The organism is Streptomyces sp. NPDC060049 (assembly GCF_042736715.1).
GTDB lineage: Bacteria > Actinomycetota > Actinomycetes > Streptomycetales > Streptomycetaceae > Streptomyces.
The window spans coordinates 517,309-535,367 of record NZ_JBHWVV010000003.1; the positions used below are offsets into that span (position 1 = coordinate 517,309).

At 72.7% G+C, this 18,059-nt stretch carries 15 protein-coding genes, 3 tRNA genes and 1 pseudogene; 9 read left to right on the forward strand and 10 right to left on the reverse strand.

The window, feature by feature from the left end:
• Position 1: 1 nt before the first annotated feature.
• Positions 2–1,183 (forward strand): RNA polymerase sigma factor, encoded by a 1,182-nt coding sequence (locus ACFWBY_RS07590; RefSeq protein ID WP_385339066.1) that lies wholly within the window; start codon positions 2–4, stop codon positions 1,181–1,183.
• A 61-nt stretch (positions 1,184–1,244) separates the two neighbouring features.
• Here the strand turns inward: ACFWBY_RS07590 and ACFWBY_RS07595 are convergent, their stop codons facing one another.
• The 4 genes from ACFWBY_RS07595 to ACFWBY_RS07610 all read right to left on the reverse strand — a co-directional run bounded on the left by ACFWBY_RS07595 (position 1,245) and on the right by ACFWBY_RS07610 (position 6,906).
• Complete coding sequence (locus ACFWBY_RS07595) at positions 1,245–3,182, reverse strand: ABC transporter ATP-binding protein (RefSeq protein WP_385339069.1); 1,938 nt, start codon at positions 3,180–3,182, stop codon at positions 1,245–1,247.
• Entirely contained in the window at positions 3,179–4,912 is a 1,734-nt protein-coding gene (locus ACFWBY_RS07600; RefSeq protein ID WP_385339072.1) for an ABC transporter ATP-binding protein, read from the reverse strand. The genes ACFWBY_RS07595 and ACFWBY_RS07600 overlap by 4 nt, the downstream gene beginning before the upstream one ends.
• Positions 4,913–5,015: 103 nt before the next feature.
• On the reverse strand, positions 5,016–6,491 hold the full coding sequence (locus ACFWBY_RS07605) for an FGGY family carbohydrate kinase (protein WP_385339074.1): 1,476 nt from the start codon (positions 6,489–6,491) through the stop codon (positions 5,016–5,018).
• Positions 6,492–6,597: 106 nt separating this feature from the next.
• Positions 6,598–6,906, reverse strand: coding sequence for a YtxH domain-containing protein (locus ACFWBY_RS07610; protein WP_385344467.1), 309 nt, complete (start codon positions 6,904–6,906; stop codon positions 6,598–6,600).
• A 145-nt stretch (positions 6,907–7,051) separates the two neighbouring features.
• On the opposite strand from ACFWBY_RS07610, the gene ACFWBY_RS07615 reads away from it, so the two are divergent.
• The 3 genes from ACFWBY_RS07615 (at position 7,052) to ACFWBY_RS07625 (ending at position 7,464) form a co-directional block, all read left to right on the forward strand.
• A tRNA-Asn gene (locus tag ACFWBY_RS07615) sits at positions 7,052–7,124 on the forward strand.
• 5 nt (positions 7,125–7,129) lie between these two features.
• Positions 7,130–7,202, forward strand: a tRNA-Asn gene (locus tag ACFWBY_RS07620).
• A 188-nt stretch (positions 7,203–7,390) separates the two neighbouring features.
• Positions 7,391–7,464: transfer RNA gene (locus ACFWBY_RS07625), tRNA-Ile, on the forward strand.
• Between the two features lie 107 nt (positions 7,465–7,571).
• On the opposite strand, the gene ACFWBY_RS07630 is transcribed toward ACFWBY_RS07625, so the two are convergent.
• On the reverse strand, positions 7,572–8,726 hold the full coding sequence (locus ACFWBY_RS07630) for a glutamate--cysteine ligase (protein WP_385344470.1): 1,155 nt from the start codon (positions 8,724–8,726) through the stop codon (positions 7,572–7,574).
• A gap of 313 nt (positions 8,727–9,039) precedes the next feature.
• On the opposite strand from ACFWBY_RS07630, the pseudogene ACFWBY_RS07635 reads away from it, so the two are divergent.
• Positions 9,040–9,462: pseudogene (locus tag ACFWBY_RS07635) on the forward strand (MFS transporter); the annotation flags it as partial.
• Positions 9,463–9,464: 2 nt separating this feature from the next.
• Here the strand turns inward: ACFWBY_RS07635 and ACFWBY_RS07640 are convergent.
• From ACFWBY_RS07640 to ACFWBY_RS07650, 3 genes are all read right to left on the reverse strand, one after another.
• Complete coding sequence (locus ACFWBY_RS07640) at positions 9,465–10,832, reverse strand: carboxyl transferase domain-containing protein (RefSeq protein ID WP_385344473.1); 1,368 nt, start codon at positions 10,830–10,832, stop codon at positions 9,465–9,467.
• Positions 10,833–10,901: 69 nt separating this feature from the next.
• Entirely contained in the window at positions 10,902–12,479 is a 1,578-nt protein-coding gene (locus ACFWBY_RS07645) for a GAF domain-containing protein (protein ID WP_385344476.1), read from the reverse strand.
• Positions 12,476–13,513: a rod shape-determining protein gene (locus tag ACFWBY_RS07650; protein ID WP_385344479.1), complete on the reverse strand. Its 1,038-nt coding sequence runs from the start codon at positions 13,511–13,513 to the stop codon at positions 12,476–12,478. The genes ACFWBY_RS07645 and ACFWBY_RS07650 overlap by 4 nt, the downstream gene beginning before the upstream one ends.
• Before the next feature lie 242 nt (positions 13,514–13,755).
• On the opposite strand from ACFWBY_RS07650, the gene ACFWBY_RS07655 reads away from it, so the two are divergent.
• The gene (locus tag ACFWBY_RS07655) at positions 13,756–14,460 is read left to right on the forward strand and encodes an esterase/lipase family protein (protein ID WP_385344482.1); all 705 of its coding nucleotides are present in this window, start codon (positions 13,756–13,758) and stop codon (positions 14,458–14,460) included.
• A 44-nt stretch (positions 14,461–14,504) separates the two neighbouring features.
• On the opposite strand, the gene ACFWBY_RS07660 is transcribed toward ACFWBY_RS07655, so the two are convergent.
• Entirely contained in the window at positions 14,505–15,101 is a 597-nt protein-coding gene (locus ACFWBY_RS07660; RefSeq protein ID WP_385344485.1) for a hypothetical protein, read from the reverse strand.
• 79 nt (positions 15,102–15,180) lie between these two features.
• On the opposite strand from ACFWBY_RS07660, the gene ACFWBY_RS07665 reads away from it, so the two are divergent.
• Positions 15,181–15,906: a hypothetical protein gene (locus ACFWBY_RS07665; RefSeq protein ID WP_385344488.1), complete on the forward strand. Its 726-nt coding sequence runs from the start codon at positions 15,181–15,183 to the stop codon at positions 15,904–15,906.
• Positions 15,907–15,915: 9 nt separating this feature from the next.
• Here ACFWBY_RS07665 and ACFWBY_RS07670 read toward each other — a convergent pair whose 3' ends face one another.
• Positions 15,916–16,338: a MarR family winged helix-turn-helix transcriptional regulator gene (locus ACFWBY_RS07670; RefSeq protein ID WP_385344491.1), complete on the reverse strand. Its 423-nt coding sequence runs from the start codon at positions 16,336–16,338 to the stop codon at positions 15,916–15,918.
• Between the two features lie 98 nt (positions 16,339–16,436).
• Between ACFWBY_RS07670 and ACFWBY_RS07675 the strand changes: the two genes are divergently transcribed.
• Positions 16,437–17,456 carry an NADP-dependent oxidoreductase gene (locus tag ACFWBY_RS07675; RefSeq protein WP_385344493.1) on the forward strand — a complete coding sequence of 340 codons (1,020 nt, stop codon included), beginning with the start codon at positions 16,437–16,439 and terminating at the stop codon, positions 17,454–17,456.
• 65 nt (positions 17,457–17,521) lie between these two features.
• A complete protein-coding gene (locus ACFWBY_RS07680; protein WP_385409635.1) occupies positions 17,522–17,944 on the forward strand; it encodes an organic hydroperoxide resistance protein in 423 nt (140 codons plus the stop codon).
• The last annotated feature ends 115 nt before the right edge of the window (positions 17,945–18,059 follow it).

An 18,059-nucleotide genomic window follows, 5' to 3' on the forward strand; every position in this document is an offset into this window, starting at 1 on the left:
AGTGCTCGCACGCCCCTCGTGGCAGCGATGTGCCGTACGCCACACTGAGGTCCGGAGCCCCCGTCCTCGGAGCCCTGTGGAGGTCGCCCCCGTGCAGACCCAGAGCTTGACCGTCAGCGTCAGTCCGCCCGGAAGCGCCGCAGCCGATGCCGAAGCCGGCGCGGCCGAAGAGCCCGGGGCCGACGTGGACGAGGAGGAGCCCGGGACTCCCGAGCTGGTCGAGCACGTGCCCGTGCAGCGCAAGCGCCCCGGTGAGGGCTCCGCCGGGGCGGGCCCGTCCGCCGACCTCTTCCGGCAGTACCTGCGCGAGATAGGCAGGATCCCGCTTCTCACCGCCGTCGAGGAAGTCGAGCTCGCGCGGCGCGTGGAGGCGGGACTCTTCGCCGAGGAGAAGCTCGGCAGCGGCGCCGCGCTCGACCTGCAGCTCACGCTCGATCTGGACAAGCTCGTCGTCATGGGGCGCATGGCCAAGCGCCGCCTCATCGAGTCGAACCTGCGGCTCGTCGTCTCCGTCGCCAAGCGCTACGTCGGCCGCGGGCTCACCATGCTCGACCTGGTCCAGGAGGGGAACCTCGGGCTGATCCGGGCCGTCGAGAAGTTCGACTACGCCCGCGGCTACAAGTTCTCCACCTACGCCACCTGGTGGATCCGCCAGGCGATGTCCCGGGCCCTCGCCGACCAGGCCCGCACCATCCGGGTACCCGTCCACGTCGTCGAGCTGATCAACCGCGTCGTCCGCGTCCAGCGCCGCATGCTGCAGGAGCGCGGGTACGAGCCCACCGCCGAAGAGGTCGCCGTCCACCTGGAACTGACGCCCGAGCGGGTCCTGGAGGTGCTGCGCCTCGCGCAGGAGCCGGTCTCGCTGCACGCCCCCGTCGGCGAGGAGGACGACGTCGCGCTCGGCGACCTCATCGAGGACGGGGACGCCGCCTCGCCCGTCGAATCGGCCGCGTTCTTCCTGCTCCGCGAGCACCTGGAAGCGGTCCTCTCGACCCTCGGGGAGCGGGAGCGTAAGGTCGTGCAGCTGCGCTACGGGCTCGCCGACGGGCGGCCGCGCACCCTGGAGGAGATCGGCAGGATCTTCGGGGTGACCCGCGAGCGGATCCGCCAGATCGAGTCCAAGACGCTGAACAAGCTGCGCGACCACGCCTTCGCCGACCAGCTGCGCGGATACCTCGACTGAGCACGGGAAAGGGGCGCCCCGAAGGGGGCGCCCCTGGGCCTGGGCCACGGCCCCGGGCCGGCTAGTCGACCTCGGCCACCGCCTGCGCGAACTGCGCCGCGTACAGCCGCGCGTAGGCGCCGCCCGACATCAGCAGCTCCTCGTGCGAGCCCTGCTCCACGATCGAGCCGCTCTCCATCACCAGGATCAGGTCGGCGTCGCGGATCGTGGACAGGCGGTGCGCGATCACGAAGGACGTGCGGCCGTGCGCGAGGCGCGCCATGGCCTTTTGGATCAGCACCTCGGTACGGGTGTCCACCGAGCTCGTCGCCTCGTCGAGCACCAGGATCACCGGGTCGGACAGGAACGCCCGCGCGATGGTGATCAGCTGCTTCTCGCCCGCGCTGACGCCCGCGCCCTCGTCGTCCAGCACCGTGTCGTAGCCGTCGGGCAGGGTACGGACGAACCGGTCGGCGTGGGCCGCCCGGGCGGCCTCCTCGATCTCGGCGCGCGTGACCTCGCGCGCAGCACCGTAGGCGATGTTCTCCGCGATGGTGCCGCCGAACAGCCAGGTGTCCTGGAGGACCATGCCTATGCCGCCGCGCAGGTCCTCGCGGGTCATCTTCGCGATGTCCACGCCGTCGAGGGCGATCTCGCCGCCGGTGACCTCGTAGAACCGCATCAGCAGGTTGACCAGGGTGGTCTTGCCGGCGCCGGTCGGGCCGACGATCGCGACCGTCTGCCCCGGGTCGACGCTGAGCGAGAGGTTCTCGATCAGCGGCTTGTCCGGTTCGTAGCGGAAGGCGACCTTGTCGAAGGTGACCTGTCCGCGCAGTTCCTCCGGACGCTCCGGGACCTCGGCGTCCGCGTCCTGCTCCTGCGCGTCCAACAGCTCGTAGACCCGCTCGGCCGACGCGACGCCGGACTGCACCAGGTTCGCCATGGAGGCGACCTGCGTGAGCGGCATCGAGAACTGGCGCGAGTACTGGATGAAGGCCTGGACGTCACCGATGGACAAGGTGCCCGAGGCGACGCGCAGTCCGCCGACGACCGCGACGAGCACGTAGTTGATGTTCGAGATGAACAGCATCACCGGCTGCATGATCCCGCTGACCAGCTGCGCCTTGAAGGAGGCCCGGTACAGCGCCTCGTTCTGCTCGGCGAAGAGGGCGGCGGACTCCTTCTGCCGGCCGAAGACCTTGACCAGCGTGTGGCCCGAGTACATCTCCTCGACGTGCGCGTTCAGGGCGCCCGTGGACTTCCACTGCGCCACGAACTGCGGCTGCGACCTCTTGCCGATCTTCGCGGCGACGTATCCCGAGACGGGGATGGTCACCAGCGCGACCAGCGCCAGCAGCGGGGAGATCCAGAACATCATCGCCAGCACGCCGACGATCGTCAGGATCGAGTTGAGCAGCTGTCCCATCGTCTGCTGGAGCGTCTGCCCGATGTTGTCGATGTCGTTCGTGGCGCGGCTGAGCACCTCGCCGCGCTTCTGCTGGTCGAAGTACGACAGCGGCAACCGCGCCAGCTTCGCCTGCAGCTGCTCGCGCATCCGGTACACGGTGCCGTTCATGATGTGGTTCGACAGCCGCGTCGCGACCAGCATCAGCAGACCGGCGAGCGTGAAGACGGCCAGCGCCCACAGCGCCACGCCCCCGACCGCGCCGAAGTCGATGCCCTTGCCGGGCGTGAAGTCGGTCCCGGACAGCATGTCCGCCATCCCGCCCTCGCCGCCGGCGCGCATCGCCTCGAGCGCCTGCTCCTTCGTCGCCCCGGGCGGCAGGTCCTTGCCCGCCTCCCGGCCGACGATCCCCGCGAACACCAGGTCGGTGGCCTCGCCGAGGATCTTGGGGCCGGTCACCGACGCGGCGACGCTGCCCACGACCGCGAGGACCATGCCCCACAGCTTGGCCCGGTCGCGCGCCAGCTCGCGCAGCAACCGCTTGCCCGAGCCCTTGAAATCCATGGTCCGCGTCGTCGGCGGACCCATCATCATCCGTCCTCCGGGCCCGCTCATGCGGCCTCCGCCTCCGTCAGCTGGGAGAGCACGATCTCCCGGTAGGTCTCATTGCCGGCCATCAGCTCGTGGTGGAGGCCCTCGCCCACCACCAGCCCTTCGTCGAGGACGATGATCCGGTCGGCGTCGCGGATCGTGGAGACCCGCTGGGCGACGATGACCACGGTCGCGTCCTCGGTCTCGCGGGCGAGCGCCGAGCGCAGCGCCGCGTCCGTCGCGTAGTCCAGGGCCGAGAAGGAGTCGTCGAAGAGGTAGATCTCCGGGCGCTGCACGAGCGTGCGCGCGATCGCGAGCCGCTGGCGCTGCCCGCCGGAGACGTTGGTTCCGCCCTGGGCGATGGGCGCGTCGAGCCCGCCCTCCAGTTCGGACACGAAGCCCTTGGCCTGCGCCACTTCCAGCGCGTGCCACAGCTCTTCGTCGGTGGCGTCGGGACGCCCGTAGCGCAGGTTCGTCGCGACCGTGCCGGAGAAGAGGTACGGCTTCTGCGGGACCATGCCGACGGTCCTGGCGAGCAGGTCCGGGTCGAGGCGGCGTACGTCCTCGCCGTCGACGAGCACCTCGCCGCCGGTCGCGTCGAACAGCCGGGGGACCAGGCCCAGCAGCGTGGACTTGCCGCTGCCGGTGGAGCCGATCACCGCGGTGGTCTCGCCGGGGCGGGCCACCAGGTCCACCCCCCGCAGGACCGGGGCCTCGGCGCCCGGGTAGCGGAAGTCGGCGCCGCGCAGCTCCAGCAGGCCGTGGCGGTCGAGCTCGCGGACGGGGTCGGTGGGCGGCACCACGCTGGAGTCGGTGTCCAGGACTTCCTGGACGCGCTCGGCGCAGACCTCGGCGCGCGGCACCATCATGAACATGAAGGTGGCCATCATCACGGCCATGACGATCTGCATCAGGTAGGCGAGGAAGGCCGTCAGCTGGCCGATCTCCATGCCGCCGCTGTCGATGCGCATGGCGCCGAACCAGATGACGGCGACGCTGGAGATGTTCACGACCACGATGACGGTCGGGAACATCAGCGCGAGCAGCTTGCCCGCGGCCAGCGAGACGCCGGTGAGGTCGGCGTTGGCCTCGCGGAAGCGTTCCTTCTCGTAGTCGTCGCGGATGAAGGCGCGGATCACCCGGTTGCCGGTGATCTGCTCGCGCAGGACCCGGTTCACGGTGTCCAGACGCGCCTGCATCGACCGGAACAGCGGCCGCGTCCTCAGGACGATGGCGCCCACCGACAGGCCGAGGACGGGGACCACGGCGAGCAGTACGCCCGACAGCTTCACGTCCAGCGACAGCGCCATGAAGATGCCGCCGACGCACATGATCGGCGCCGAGACCATCAGGGTGAAGGTCATCAGTACGAGCATCTGGATCTGCTGTACGTCGTTCGTCGTGCGGGTGATCAGCGACGGGGCGCCGAACTGGCCGAGCTCGCGCGCCGAGAAGCTCTGGACGCGGTCGAAGACGGCGGCCCGGACGTCGCGGCCGAGGGCGGCCGCGGTGCGGGCGCCGAAGTACACGGCGCCGACGTTGCAGACGAGCTGGACCAGCGAGACGCCGAGCATCAGCGCGCCGAAGCGCAGGATGTAGCCCGTATCGCCGTTGACGACACCGTTGTCGATGATGTCGGCGTTCAGCGTGGGCAGGTAGAGGCTCGCGCTGGTCTGCAGTAGTTGCAGCAGGACCAGCACGGCGATGGGTTTCCTGTACGGACCGAGGTGGGTCCGCAGAAGTCGTATGAGCACGCGCAGGCTCCGGTCGGCATGATCGAGGGGGTTCACCCCATCTTCGGCCAACCGGTGGCCCGATCCCCACCGGTTTTCGCAAAGCCCGGTCAAAAGGAGTAGGTCACATCGGGACGGCCCTAGGGCCGGAGGAAGGGGTCTGGAACGCACCCGGGTGGATCTGCTCCCGCGTCGCGATGTACTGCTGGCGCACGCCCTGCCAGGCCGGGTACTCCTCGTCCGGCTCGAAGACCTGCGCCGCCGGGGCCGGCCACACCGGCGGGGTGTGCGGGGCCAGCGCGCCCTGCGCCACGCCGAGCGCCCACGCCGCCTGCCGGGCCGCGCCCAGCGCCGCGTAGTCCGCCGGCGCCGGTACCACGATCTGCGTACCGAACAGCCCCGGGGCGAAGGCCTGTACGGCGGGCAGCTCGGCCGCCGCGCCCAGCAGGAACACCCTGCGGATCTCCACCCCGCGGCTGCGCAGCACGTCGAGCGCGTCCACGAGCCCGCACAGCATGCCCTCGAATGCGGCCCGCGCCAGGTGCTCCGGCTTCATGGAGTCCCGGCGCAGCCCGGACAGGGTTCCGGCGGTGTGCGGCAGGTTCGGGGTCCGCTCGCCCTCCAGGTAGGGCAGGAGCACGAGTCCGTGCGCGCCCGGGGTCGACTTCAGGGCGAGCGCGCTCAGCCCCTCCAGATCGGTGCCCAGCAGCTCGGAGGTGCCGCGCAGGGCCCGCACCGCGTTGGAGGTGTTCACCACCGGCAGGTGCATGCCGGCGGCGTCGGCGAGCGAGGTGATCAGGCCGCCGGGCTCCGACAGTGCCTCGTGGTGCACCGCCATCACCGACCCGGAGGCGCCCAGTGAGACCACCGCGTCGCCGGGGCCCATGCCCAGGCCGAGCGCGGCGGCCATGGTCTCGCCGGTTCCGGCGGAGATCAGCAGCCCCTCGGGCGTGGTCCCCGCGGCGTCGGCCGGGCCGAGCACCTCGGGCAGCAGCGCCCGGTGCCCGAGCGCGAGTTCGACCAGGTCGGGGCGGTAGGTGCCGGAGGCCGCCGACCAGTACCCGGTGCCCGAGGCGCCGCCCCGGTCGGTGGTCCGCCGGGCGGGGCGGCCCAGCAGCTGCCACACCAGCCAGTCGTGCGGGGACATCAGCACGGCGATCCGCCGGGCCGCCTCCGGCTCCGCGCGGGCCAGCCAGGCGAGCTTCGCCACCGGCTGCGCCGAGTGGGGGACGGAGCCGACGGCTTCGGCCCAGGCCTGCCGCCCGCCGAGCGACTCGATCAGGTCGGCCGCGGCGACCTGACCGCGCTTGTCGTTGCCGATCAGGGCGGGGCGCACGAGGGCGCCCTGCGCGTCCAGCGGCAGCAGGCCGTGCTGCTGCGCCGAGACGCCGATGGCCTGCACACCTTCGAGGAGCCCGCCGCCGGCGGCCTCGCCGAGCGAGAGCAGCCAGGCTTGCGGATCGGTCTCGTGAGGCAGGGCTTCGCCGGTGGGCTGCGGATGGGGGGCGTACCCCTGGCGCAGCACGGCGCCCGTCTCGGTGTCACAGACGACGATGCGAGTGAAGGTGGAAGAGCTGTCCAACCCGGCGACTATCCCCATGCGGAGAATTCTGCCGCACGTCTGAGCGAACTCGTCCGCCTCGGGCCGCACGGAGCCCTCGCGGGCCCGTGCGGCGGCCGGCCGGGACGCCGGCCGGGTGGAGCGGTCAGGTGTTGGTGGTGCCCCAATCGTCCTCGGCGGCGCCGTTGCGGCCGACCCGGGCGCGCAGGTTCCGTACCCGCCCGGCCAGGGCGTCCGGCACGGCGTCGCCGACCTTGTCGCTCACCGTGGCGAAGGCCTTGCCGGCGAAGACGCGCCCGTTGTGACCGGCGCTTTCGGCGGCGTTGCGCACGGCCGGGTTCTGCGCGAGCTCGCGTGCGGACTTCTTCAACTGTTCGTACTTCTCGCGTCCGGCCCGGGTCCCGAGCACGTACCCGAGGGCCAGTCCGACCGCGAACGTGACCTTGTACCGCATGCCTGTCACCCTTCGTCGTGTGGTGCCCGGCCTGCTGGCGTAACCGATTGGCGGAGCACCCCCCTGCTTGCGCTAATCTATGACTCGCAACGGGCACTCGCCCCCCGGCAAGGCCGGAGGTGGGCTGTTCGGTGCAACGCAGCAATCCCCTGTAGCTCAATTGGCAGAGCAGCCGACTGTTAATCGGCAGGTTACTGGTTCGAGTCCAGTCGGGGGAGCGCGGTCCCCTGTAGCTCAATTGGCAGAGCAGCCGACTGTTAATCGGCAGGTTACTGGTTCGAGTCCAGTCGGGGGAGCAAGAGAGAACGAGGACCCCGTGTGGGTCCTTTTTCTTTTTATTGACCTGCGTATGGAACCGGACAGCCCCCGACGCGGTCTGTCTGGGCAGGCGAAGCCGATCATGCGAGGCATCCGAGGCAGGAGATCGTATGAGCGGCTATGCTGCGGCAGACGGCGCGCACACATGTACGCGCCACGCCGTGAAGGGGCGGTAGCTCAGCCGGTTAGAGCAGCGGACTCATAATCCGTCGGCCGTGGGTTCGAGTCCCACCCGCCCCACCGCGCTCCGGGTCAGAAGAAACGTTCTGGCCCGGTTTTTTCATGTCCCGTGCCACGGCAGGCCGCCCGGCCGGGATCGCGGCCGGGCGGCCCTTGCGCCGTGCGTCCTAGAAGGCCTCCGTCTCGTCCGCCAAGTGGCGCACGACGTCCGCCAGGTCGCCGTGTCGGGCGAAGGCCGTGCGCTGGCGGTGGGCGCCCGAGCCGTCGCGCAGCAGGCCTGCCATCGCCCCGGCCGCGTGGTCGAGGTCGCCGGAGGCGGCCAGTTCGGGGGCCACCAGATCGAGCAGGGCCTCCGCCAGGTCCGCCGCCGGGAGTTCGGCGCCGGTGTACGGGTCCAGGCCGAACCCCTCCAGGCCGTCGTGGGCCGCCCGCCAGCGCGCGAGGCGCAGTACGTCGTCCCGCAGGGGTGGGTCGGGCCGTTGCTCGGCGATGTCGCGCAGGACCGTCGCCACGAGGGCGCGGGCCAGCTCGGCCTGCAGGACGGCCGTATCGATGTCGGGGGACATGTCGGGCGCCCGGAATTCGAGCGTCGGCCAGTGCCCGGAGGGGCGCAGGTCCCAGTAGACCATCTTGGTGTCGAGGGCCGCCCCCGAGCCGAGCAGGGTCTGCACCGAGCGCCGGAAGTGCGCCGTGGACGTGAAGTGCGGGGGCGGGCCGGCCGAGGGCCAGCCCGACCAGGCCATCGCCCGCCAGCTGGCGTGCCCGGTGTCGCGGCCGCCCCAGAAGGGGGAGTTGGCCGCCAGCGCGATGAGCGTGGGCAGCCAGGGCCTGACCCGGTTGGACACCGCGACCGCCGTGTCCACGTCGAGCGTGCCGATGTGGATGTGCCGGCCGCAGCTGACGAGCGTGTCGGTGAGCGCGCCGAACCGCCGGTGCTGCTCGCGCTGGCGCGGCTCGTCGTCGGTCAGGTGGAGCGGGCCCTCCACGGCCATCACCGGCGAGGGCGCGGCCAGCAGCCGGCAGCCGTGGGCGCGCGCGGCCGCCGCCAGGGTGCGCCGCAGCCCGGCGAGCTCTCTGCGCAGGACCACGGCCGAGTCGGCGACCGGAGTGGAGATCTCCACCTGGTAGCGGGTGCCCTCCGCGTGCAGTTCGTGGGGGAGTCCGGCGGCGGTGGAGAGGACGAGAGGGGCGGCCGGGACCACCCGCAGCGTGCGGGCATCGATGAGGAGGAACTCCTCCTCGACACCCACGGTGAGCGGGAAGAGCGCGTCGACCGCGCTCGGGGTGCCGGTGCTCGTGGTGCTGGTGCCAGGTTCGATCACTGCGCCTCCCTGGACATACGAGTCTTTTCATCATGAGCCGAACTCCGGGCGGGGAGCGTACGTCTATTCGGTCAAATGTCCGGTGATAGTGGCGGGTTACCAGCAAGGCGCACCCCGTTCTGGGGCCCTGGATCGAGGTGGGACGACTGGTGCGGGTGCGTGACGGGAGCCCCGCTCCACCGGGCCGCGACGGGACGGCTGGTCGGGCTCCGCCGCTCGCCGGGTCCGCCCTGTCGGTCGCGCCGGCCGGCGCCGCGTTCCTCGACCACCACCGGGTCCGGCTGCTGTACTGCGTCGTCGCCCTGCAGGCGGTGCCCAGCCGAAGGCCCTCTTCCCGGCCATCGCCGTGGCCCGGTACGGCGGCGACGCCAAGACGGTCGGGCTGCCGGCGGGCGCTCCCGCCGTGGGCGCGCTCTGCTCGGCGGGCTGTTCTCCGGCTGGCAGGGGCGGATCCGCCGGCCCCCTGGTCGGCTCCGCCGACACGATCTCGACGGTGCTCCGCACCACCATGCTCCAGGCGGCCACCCCCGACGACATGCGGGGCCGCCTCCAGGGTGTCTTCATCGTGGTCGTCACGGGCGGGCCCCGGCTCGGGGCTTTCGTCGCGGGGACCACCGCCGACCTCGCCTCCCCGGCGGTCACGGTCACGGGCGGTGGGCTCGGGGGCGTCCTGGTGCTGGTACTGCCGGCCCTGCGGTGGCGGGGCTTCGCCCGCTACGACGCACGGACCCCGCAGGCTCAAGCCGTCTCCTTCGGATCGTGCCGGCCCCGCGGGGCGACGATGCCGCGGGCGACGCCGAGCTCGACCAGGTCCTGGGGGCGGACGCGCAGTTGGTCCGCCGTCGCCGGGGCGGACTCCGCAGGGCGCTTGAGGATGGCCGCCGCCAGCTCCGGGGCGATCACCGAGAAGTAGCTGTCGGGAGTGACCCAGGTGTTGCCCGGCGCGGCCAGGGCGAGGGCGCCGCCCGAGCCGCCCTCGCCGATCAGGAGGGTGGTGACGGGGACCGTGGCCGAGGCGAGCGCCGCGAAGGCGTCGGCGATGGCCGCGCCCGCGCCCGCGTGTTCGGCGGCGGCGTCGTTGGCGGCGCCCGGGGTGTCCACCAGGGTCAGCACGGGGACGCCGAGCCGGTCCGCGAGCCGGACGACACGGGCCGCGGTGCGGTAGCCCGCCGGGCGGGTGGCGGTGCCGCACTGGGCGGCGTAGGCCACGGCCCGGCCCTCCCGGAGGCCGAAACCGCACAGCATCCCGGGGTCGGCGCCGCCGGCGCGGTCGCCGGACAGGGGCATCCGGAGCTCGAAGTACGCGTCCAGGTACTGCCCCGCGCGCGGCCGCCCGGGATGCCGGGCCTGGCGGACGGCGTCCCAGCCGGTGGCCGGGAGGGCTGCGTCGGCCAGCGCGGCGGGGGGTGCGACGGGTTCGGGGGAGCGGGGCGCGGCCAGGACGCGGAGCCAGGCGGCGAGGGCCGCGGGCAGCTCCGGAGCGGGGACGATCGCGTCGACGTGCCCGGCGGCGTACTGCCCCTGGGCGGTGTAGGCCGCCGGATCGGCGTCCGCCGGGCGCACCCGGGACCCGGCGAAGCCGACCTGCGCCCCGGGCAGCGCCAGGATCACGTCGGCCCCCGCTCCGAGGGTGGCCCAGCCACCGCCGGTGGTGGGGTCGCGCAGGACGGCGATCTGCGGCAGGCCGGCGGCGCGGGTGAGGGCGGACTGGCGGGCCACGCGCTGGAGTTGGGTCAGCGCGAGCATGCCTTCCTGCATGCGGGACCCGCCGGTGGCGATCAGCGAGACGAGGGGGAGGCGGTGGTCGCGGGCGTGGGCGTAGGCGGATTCGAGCCGGTCGCCGGTGCGCCGGCCCAGCGAACCGCCGAGGAAGCCGAACTCGAAGGCGATCACGACGGCGGGGCGGCCGCCGATGAGGGCGGGGCCGACGACGACGGACTCGTCCTCGCCGGTCCGCTGCGCGGCGCGTGCGCGGGAGTCGTCGTAACCGGCCCAACCTAGGGGGCCGTCGGGGCCGGATTCCCTTGGGGGCGCCGGGAGTTCGGCGAAGCTGCCGGAGTCGGTCACGGAGGCGATGGCCGCGCGGGCCGAGGGGCGGTTCGTCACGCACGCAACCCTAGGCCTTGGTGCTCGCAGGCTCCTTGCGGCCCGGTTGCCGGGCGGCGGGGACGGGCCTCAGAGCGGGGCTTCCCATGTCAGGGTCGTGCCCCGGGTGCCCGACTCGGTGCGGCCGTCGTCGGAGACGGTGAGGCGGACGCGGGTGGGGACGGCCTCGACCGCGACCTCGATCGAGCCGACCTCCGGGCGGCGGTGCGCGGCGGCCAGCGCGCCGCGCAGCGCGGCGAGCAGGTCGTCCGCCACCGGCTCCGTCAGCAGCGCGTCCACCGTGCCCGCGAAGTGCACCGACGGCTGGAAGCCGAGCAGGACCGCCGCCCCGCCGGTCTCGCGCAGGACCCGGCCGCGGAAGGTCGTCGGTGCGTCCGTCGGCGGCTGCTGGAGGGCGAAGATGGCCGTGCGGACCTCCTGGATGGTGGAGTCGAGCTCGTCGACCGCCCGGCTCAGCTCCTCGCCGACCGTGTCCCCGGTGGGCGCGTTGGAGGAGCGGCGCCGCGTGCTCTCCAGCATCATCTCGGTCGCGAACAGCCGCTGGACCACCAGGTCGTGCAGGTCCCGCGCGATGCGGTCGCGGTCCTCGTAGACGGCCAGCTGCTCGCGGTCGTGCTGCGCGTCCGCCAGTACGAGTGCCAGCGCGGCGTGGGAGGCGAACTGCGAGGCCAGCAGCCGGTCGACCGCGTCGTAGGCGGGGCCGCCGCGTGCGCGGGGCAGGGCGAGGGTGCCGATGAGCTGGCCGCCGCTCTGGAGCGGCAGCATCATGCTGGGGCCGAAGCGTTCGCGCACGTGCGTGGTCATCCGGGGGTCCGTCGCCGAGTCCTCTATGAAGACCGGTTCGCCGCCCAAAAGCTGTTCCAGGACCGCCGAGCCCGGCGCGATGGCCGTGCCCACCAAGTCTCCGGGGTCTCCGTGCGTGGAGGCGGCCACGATCTCCATGCCGCCCTCCGGGGTCGGCTGGAGGACGACTCCCGCCGCCGCGTCCGCCAGCAGCCGGGCGCGTTCGGCGACGCACATCAGGGCGTCGGCGGCCGGGCGGCCCGCCAGCAGGGTGGTGGTCACGGCGGCGGCGCCCTCGATCCAGCGCTCCCGGCGGCGCGCGGTCTCGTACAGCCGGGCGTTGCCGATCGCTATGCCCGCCTGCGAGGCCAGTACGCGCACCAGCGCGAGGTCCTCGTCGGTGAAGGGGCCGCCGCCCCGCTTCTCGGTGAGGTAGAGGTTGCCGAAGACCTCGGTGTGGACCCGGATCGGGACGCCGAGGAAGCTGCGCATCTGCGGGTGCCCGGGCGGGAAGCCGGTCGCACGCGGGTCCTGGGTCAGGTCCTCCAGCATGAGCGGCCGCGGGTCGGTGACGAGGGCGCCGAGCAGGCCGGAGCAGCCGTCCGGCAGGTGGGTGATCGCGGTCCTCTCGGCCTCGGTCAGGCCGGCCGTGAACAGTTCGGTCAGGCGGGAGCGCTCGGGGTCGAGGACCCCGAGCGCTCCGTACCGGGCCGCGCACAGCTCGGTCGCCGAGTCCACGATGTGCTGGAGGGTGGTGTGCAGCTCGAGTTCCGAGCCGACGCTGAGGACCGCTTCCAGCAGGACGGGCAGGCTGGAGGGCTGCCGGTCCTCTCCGCCGTGGGGGGACGGGACGTCGTGCGTCATTCGGCCAGCGGGTTCAGAACCATGGGGGCGATCTTCCCTTCGAGCATCATGCCGAGGCCCAGTACCGCGCAGATGTCGGGCCGTTCCGCGATGGCCACGGGCATTCCGGTGGCGTCGCGGAGCATCTGGTCCAGGCCCGGCAGCAGGGCACTGCCGCCCACCATCATGATCCCCCGGTCCGTCAGGTCCGCCACCAGGTCGGGCGGGCAGTCGCGCAGGACCTTGCCGATGCCGTCGAGAACGGCGGTCAGCGGGGTGTGGATGGCGTCCCGGACGGCCGCGGTGTCCACGTGGACGGAGCGGGCGAGTCCGGTGGCCACGTCGCGGCCGTGGATGAGGGTGGACGCCGGTCCTTCGGCGGTGATGCCGTTGCCGTGCAGGGCCAGCTGGAGCGGCCGGACGGCCTGGCTGGGCAGCATCAGCTCGTGGGCGTGGCGCAGGTGCTGGACGACGGCGTGGTCGATGGCCTCGCCGCCGACCGGGATCCGCTGGGCGGTGACGATCGAGCCGAGGGAAAGGACGGCGACCTGGGTGGCAGCGGCCCCGCACACCATGATCATCGTCGCGGTCGGCTGCTCCACGGGCAGTCCGCAGCCGACGGCGGCCGCGATCAGGGTGTCGACGAGTTCGACGCGGCGGGCGCCGAGTCCGACGAGTGTCTCCACGGCGGCCCGCTGGGCCAGCGGATCGGCGTCGTGGGGGGTGCAGGCGGCGGCCCGGAGCCGGGGCTTGCGGCGCAGGGCGCGCCGCAGCTTCTCGCCGAGGAGGTGGCGCAGCATGCGCTGCGCCATCTCGATGTCCACGACGGTGCCGCCGGAGACGGGGCGCACGACCCGGATGTAGTCGGGCGTGCGGCCGGTCATCCGCTCGGCGAAGGTGCCGACGGCGATGAGGGCGCCGGTCCGCGTGTTCACCGCGGCGACGCTGGGCTCGTCCACCACCAGGCCCGCGCCCTTGACGAACACGCGGGTCCTGGCGGCTCCGAGGTCGACGGCGACGTGGCAGCGGCGCAACTGCTCAAGACTGACGGTCACGGCAGATCCTCCCGAGAGCGCTGACGCAAGAAGACCAGCGGGTGCCGGTCACACTTCACATCTTCTCGGGTGAATTGCCCGAATTGCGCGATTTGATGCTCCGGGTGGGGGGCTCCATCGGGTACGGGAGGGTCACGAGAGGCGCCGAAGGGTGCTGCGCGGGGGTGGATTTCTGTCCCGACAGGCGCGAGCATGCCCGCACCGAACCTCCTACCCGTCCGTAACAAGGTAAAGGGGAAACGATGCTGACGGCTCGCCAGGGACCGCTCGCGCTCCTGACGCTCTGCCTGGCGCTGCTCGCGGCGTCCGCGCTCCCGGCCCGGGCCTCCGCCGGCGCCCCGGCCCGGGCCTCCGCAGTCCGCAGCCCGGTCGTCTTCGTGCACGGCTACAACGCCGACCCCGGCGTCTGGGGTTCCCTGCGCGCGGACCTGCGCGCCGACGGGTACGCGGACTCCGAGCTCTTCTCCTTCGGCTACGACACCCACCAGTCCGTCAACGAGGTCCTCGCCGGCCGGCTCGCCGCCTACGTCGACCAGGTCCGCCGGGACACCGGCGCCGCCCGCGTGGACCTCGTCGGCCACTCCTTCGGCTCGCTCGTCAGCCGCTGGTACGTGAAGTTCGGCGGCGGCGCGAACGTCGACCACTGGGTCTCCTTGGCCGGCCCCAACCGCGGCACCTCCACCGCCTGGGCCTGCGCCCTGTGGGACCAGGCCTGCCGTGACATGACACCCGGCTCCTACGTCGTGAAGAACCTCAACGCGGGCGACGAGACCCCCGGCGCGGTGAAGTACGCGACCTTCTGGTCCGGCTGCGACGAGGTCGTCAACCCCGACGACAGCGTCCCGCTCGCCGGCGCGCTGAACACCCCCGTCGGCTGCCTCAAGCACAACGACCTGCTCGGCGACGACCCCACCTCGGCGGCCGTGCGGGCCTTCCTGCGCTCGTAGGGATCCCGTGGGCCCGGCCCCGGCAAGATCCGAAAGAGAGCTGCCTATGCCTCCGCGCCCGTCGCGGAGACCTCCTGGAGCAGCCCGTACGTGAACTCCGCGACGTACGACCGCCCCGACGCGGCGAACGCCAGGCGCCACCGCGTCGGCGCTGTCCCCTCCATCGGCCGGACGGGCGCGAAGGCGCGCGCCACCTCGTCCACCGTCGCCGACCAGGGCAGCAGGTCCCCCGGCGACCCGAGTACGGGGCCGCGCGCGCCCGGGGCCCGTACCAGCCACTCGTTCCAGACGGCCCCGTCCGGCGCGGCGAGCACCTCGAAGCGAAGGTCGGGCCAGAGCGGCACCGGCCACAGCAGGGCCTCGCAGGTGAGGTCACCGATCGTCCGGGACCGGGCCGACTCCGGCGGACCGAGCACCGAGCGGTAGCGGGCCAGGGCGCCCCGGGAGCGCGGGGAGCGGACCATGGCCTGCCAGTGCTTGTTCGCTTCCCGCTGCTGGGCGATCGAGGCGCCGAGCCGCAGCCGGGCCTCCTCGGCCAGACCCGGCTGGAAGTCCGCCATCCGGCGCAGCAGCACCAGTTGGAAGGCGACCGGGCCGAAGGTTTTGCGGGCGGGGGGCGGTGTCCCTGGCGTCCCTGTCATGGACTCCACGATTCCACACAGGATCCTTACGTTCCCGCGATCCGGATGTTGTACGCGAACGCGTAGCCTGCGGGTCGCCATGGACTACTGCATAGCCTGCCGCAGGCACCTCAACGGCGCGCTCGCGTGCGCCGGGTGCGGGACCCCCGCCGAGTACCTGATACCGGCCGCGCCCCCACGACCGGTCGCCGCCTCCGCCTTCGGGGACGACCCGGCCGCGCTCGCCGACGTGTACGCCGACTCGCTCGTCGTGCTGTCCGGCGAGGGGCAGGGCAGGGCCGGCGCGCGTCGTCGCGCCTCGCACCGGCGGCGGCGCCGCACCGCGCTCACCGCCGGGCTCGGGATCCTGCTCGCCGCCGGGACCACGCTCGGGCTGGCCCGGATGGCGACCGACGGGCAGCGCACCGACCGTGCCGAGACCGTGGTGCTGACCGACGACGCCGGCCCCGAGCAGCCGGCGCCGCTCCCGGGCCTGACGGGGACTCCCGCCGCGCCTTCGGCGCTGCCGTCGGGCAAGGCGACCGGGACGGCAAAGGCCACCGCGGGTGCCACGAAGACGGCCGGACCGGCGGGCACCGCCGGGGGGAGTCCGGGCCCGGGCCTGGCGCCGTCGGCCTCCGCGTCGGGCAAAGCGCGGCCGGGGCAGGGGACACCCGGGCCGGGGGGAACCGCTAGCCCCACGACGTCGGGGCAGCCCGCACCGAGCACCTCCGCCACCACGCAGCCGCCCGGGACGCCCCCGTCCCCGCAGCCCACGCCGAAGCCGAGCAAGTCGTGCGTGTTCTGGATCTTCGGCTGCTCGTGAGCCGCCGGCTCAGCCCAGCATGCGCTTGAGCAGATCGCGCAGGACCGACCGCTCGGCCGCGGAGAGGCCGGCCAGCGGCTCGCGCGCGAAGTCCAGCGACTCGCGCAGCCGGTCGGCGGTCTGCAGGCCCTCCTCGGTGGGCGCGGCCAGCTTGACCCGGCGGTCGGCCGGGTCGGGGCGGCGCTCGACCAGGCCCCGGGTCTCCAGTCGGTCCACGATGCCGGTGATGTTCGACGGCTCGCACTTCAGCTTCTGAGCGATCTTGCGCATCGCCATCGGCTCCAGGGAGAGCAGGTTCAGGACGCGCGCCTGGGCCCCGGTGAGCTGGTGGCTGGCGGCCGCGTGCTCGTACTCCTCGTGGTAGCGGGACACGACGTCGCCGATGAGCTCGACGACCTCAACGGTCAGGGGGTCTACGCGACGACTGGGCATGAATCCAGCGTACCCATTTACTTGACAACATGAAATATCCAGGCGCATGGTTGTTTCACGTTGTGAAGCATTTCTTCCCCTCATCCAGGAGCGTCCCCATGTCCCAGATCCCTGCCGTCAGCCGCGAGTGGCACCTCGTCCGCCGCCCGCAGGGCTGGCCCGTCGCCGAGGACTTCGCCCTGCGCGAGGTACCCGTCGCCGCCCCGGCCCCCGGCCGGATCCTGGTGCGCAACCTCCACATGTCCGTGGACCCGTACATGCGCGGCCGGATGAACGACGTGAAGTCGTACATCCCGCCCTTCCAGCTCGACAAGCCCATGGACGGCGGCGCGGTCGGCGAGGTCGTGGCCTCCGCCGACGAGCGCTTCGCGGTCGGCGACCACGTGCTGCACGGCCTGGGCTGGCGCGAGTACGCGGACGTGGACGCCAAGCACGCCACCCCCGTGGACGCCTCCCTCGCCCCGCTCTCCGCCTACCTCGGCGTCCTCGGCATGCCCGGCCTGACCGCCTACGCCGGCCTCTTCGAGGTGGCCTCCTTCAAGGAGGGCGACTCCGTCTTCGTCTCCGGCGCCGCCGGAGCGGTCGGCAGCCTCGTCGGCCAGTTCGCCAAGATCAAGGGCGCCTCCCGCGTGATCGGCTCCGCCGGCTCCGACGAGAAGGTGGCGCTCCTCACGGACAAGTACGGCTTCGACGCCGCCTTCAACTACAAGAACGGCCCCGTCGCCGGTCAGCTGCGCGAGGCCGCGCCCGACGGCATCGACGTCTACTTCGACAACGTCGGCGGCGACCACCTGGAAGCCGCGATCTCCTCCCTCAACGTGCACGGCCGCGCCACCCTGTGCGGGGCCATCGCCCAGTACAACGACACCGAGCCCGCCCCCGGTCCGCGCAACCTCGCGCTGGTCATCGGCAAGCGGCTGCGCCTGCAGGGCGTGCTGGTGGGCGACCACGCGGGGCTCCAGCCGCAGTTCGTCCAGGACGTGGCCGGCTGGCTGCGCTCCGGGCAGCTCGTCGCCGACGAAACGGTCGTCGAGGGCGTGGAGAAGGCGACCGACGCGTTCCTCGGGATGCTGCGCGGCGAGAACACCGGAAAGATGATCGTTTCCTTCACCCGTTAGGCTCACTGCACACCGCCACGACGCGTGGGCGCGAGTCGCGGCGATTACCAGGAGGATTTCCCTACATGTCCATCCAGCAGTCCGACGTCGCGTACACCGCCGTAGCCACCGCCGAGAACGGCCGTGACGGTCGCGTCGCCACCCACGACGGCAAGCTCGACGTCGTCGTGAACCCGCCGAAGGAGCTCGGCGGCAGCGGCGAGGGCACCAACCCCGAGCAGCTGTTCGCCGCCGGTTACAGCGCCTGCTTCCAGGGCGCGCTCGGCGTCGTCGCCCGCAACGAGAACGCCGACATCTCCGGCTCCACCGTCACCGCCGAGGTCGGCATCGGCAAGAACGACGACGGCTTCGGCCTCATCGTCAAGATCTCGGCCACCATCCCGAACGTGGACGCGGCCACCGCCAAGGACCTCCTCGAGAAGGCCCACCAGGTCTGCCCGTACTCCAAGGCGACCCGCGGCAACATCACGGTCGAGCTCGCGGTCTGATCTTCGGATCCCGGCTCCGGCGGTCCGCCCCGCGCTGACCGCGGACCGCACCGCGCGACTCTCCGCGGCCTGACCGCCGAAGGCCGCACCCCGCTACCGGGGTGCGGCCTTCGGC

Bases quoted from the DNA above. Each gene is read 5' to 3' on its own strand.
- ACFWBY_RS07595 (WP_385339069.1), bottom strand. From the start codon at position 3,182: ATGAGCGGGCCCGGAGGACGGATGATGATGGGTCCGCCGACGACGCGG.
- ACFWBY_RS07605 (WP_385339074.1), bottom strand. From the start codon at position 6,491: ATGGGGATAGTCGCCGGGTTGGACAGCTCTTCCACCTTCACTCGCATC.
- ACFWBY_RS07610 (WP_385344467.1), bottom strand. From the start codon at position 6,906: ATGCGGTACAAGGTCACGTTCGCGGTCGGACTGGCCCTCGGGTACGTG.
- ACFWBY_RS07645 (WP_385344476.1), bottom strand. From the start codon at position 12,479: ATGACGCACGACGTCCCGTCCCCCCACGGCGGAGAGGACCGGCAGCCC.
- ACFWBY_RS07655 (WP_385344482.1), top strand. From the start codon at position 13,756: ATGCTGACGGCTCGCCAGGGACCGCTCGCGCTCCTGACGCTCTGCCTG.
- ACFWBY_RS07660 (WP_385344485.1), bottom strand. From the start codon at position 15,101: ATGACAGGGACGCCAGGGACACCGCCCCCCGCCCGCAAAACCTTCGGC.
- ACFWBY_RS07665 (WP_385344488.1), top strand. From the start codon at position 15,181: ATGGACTACTGCATAGCCTGCCGCAGGCACCTCAACGGCGCGCTCGCG.
- ACFWBY_RS07670 (WP_385344491.1), bottom strand. From the start codon at position 16,338: ATGCCCAGTCGTCGCGTAGACCCCCTGACCGTTGAGGTCGTCGAGCTC.
- ACFWBY_RS07675 (WP_385344493.1), top strand. From the start codon at position 16,437: ATGTCCCAGATCCCTGCCGTCAGCCGCGAGTGGCACCTCGTCCGCCGC.
- ACFWBY_RS07680 (WP_385409635.1), top strand. From the start codon at position 17,522: ATGTCCATCCAGCAGTCCGACGTCGCGTACACCGCCGTAGCCACCGCC.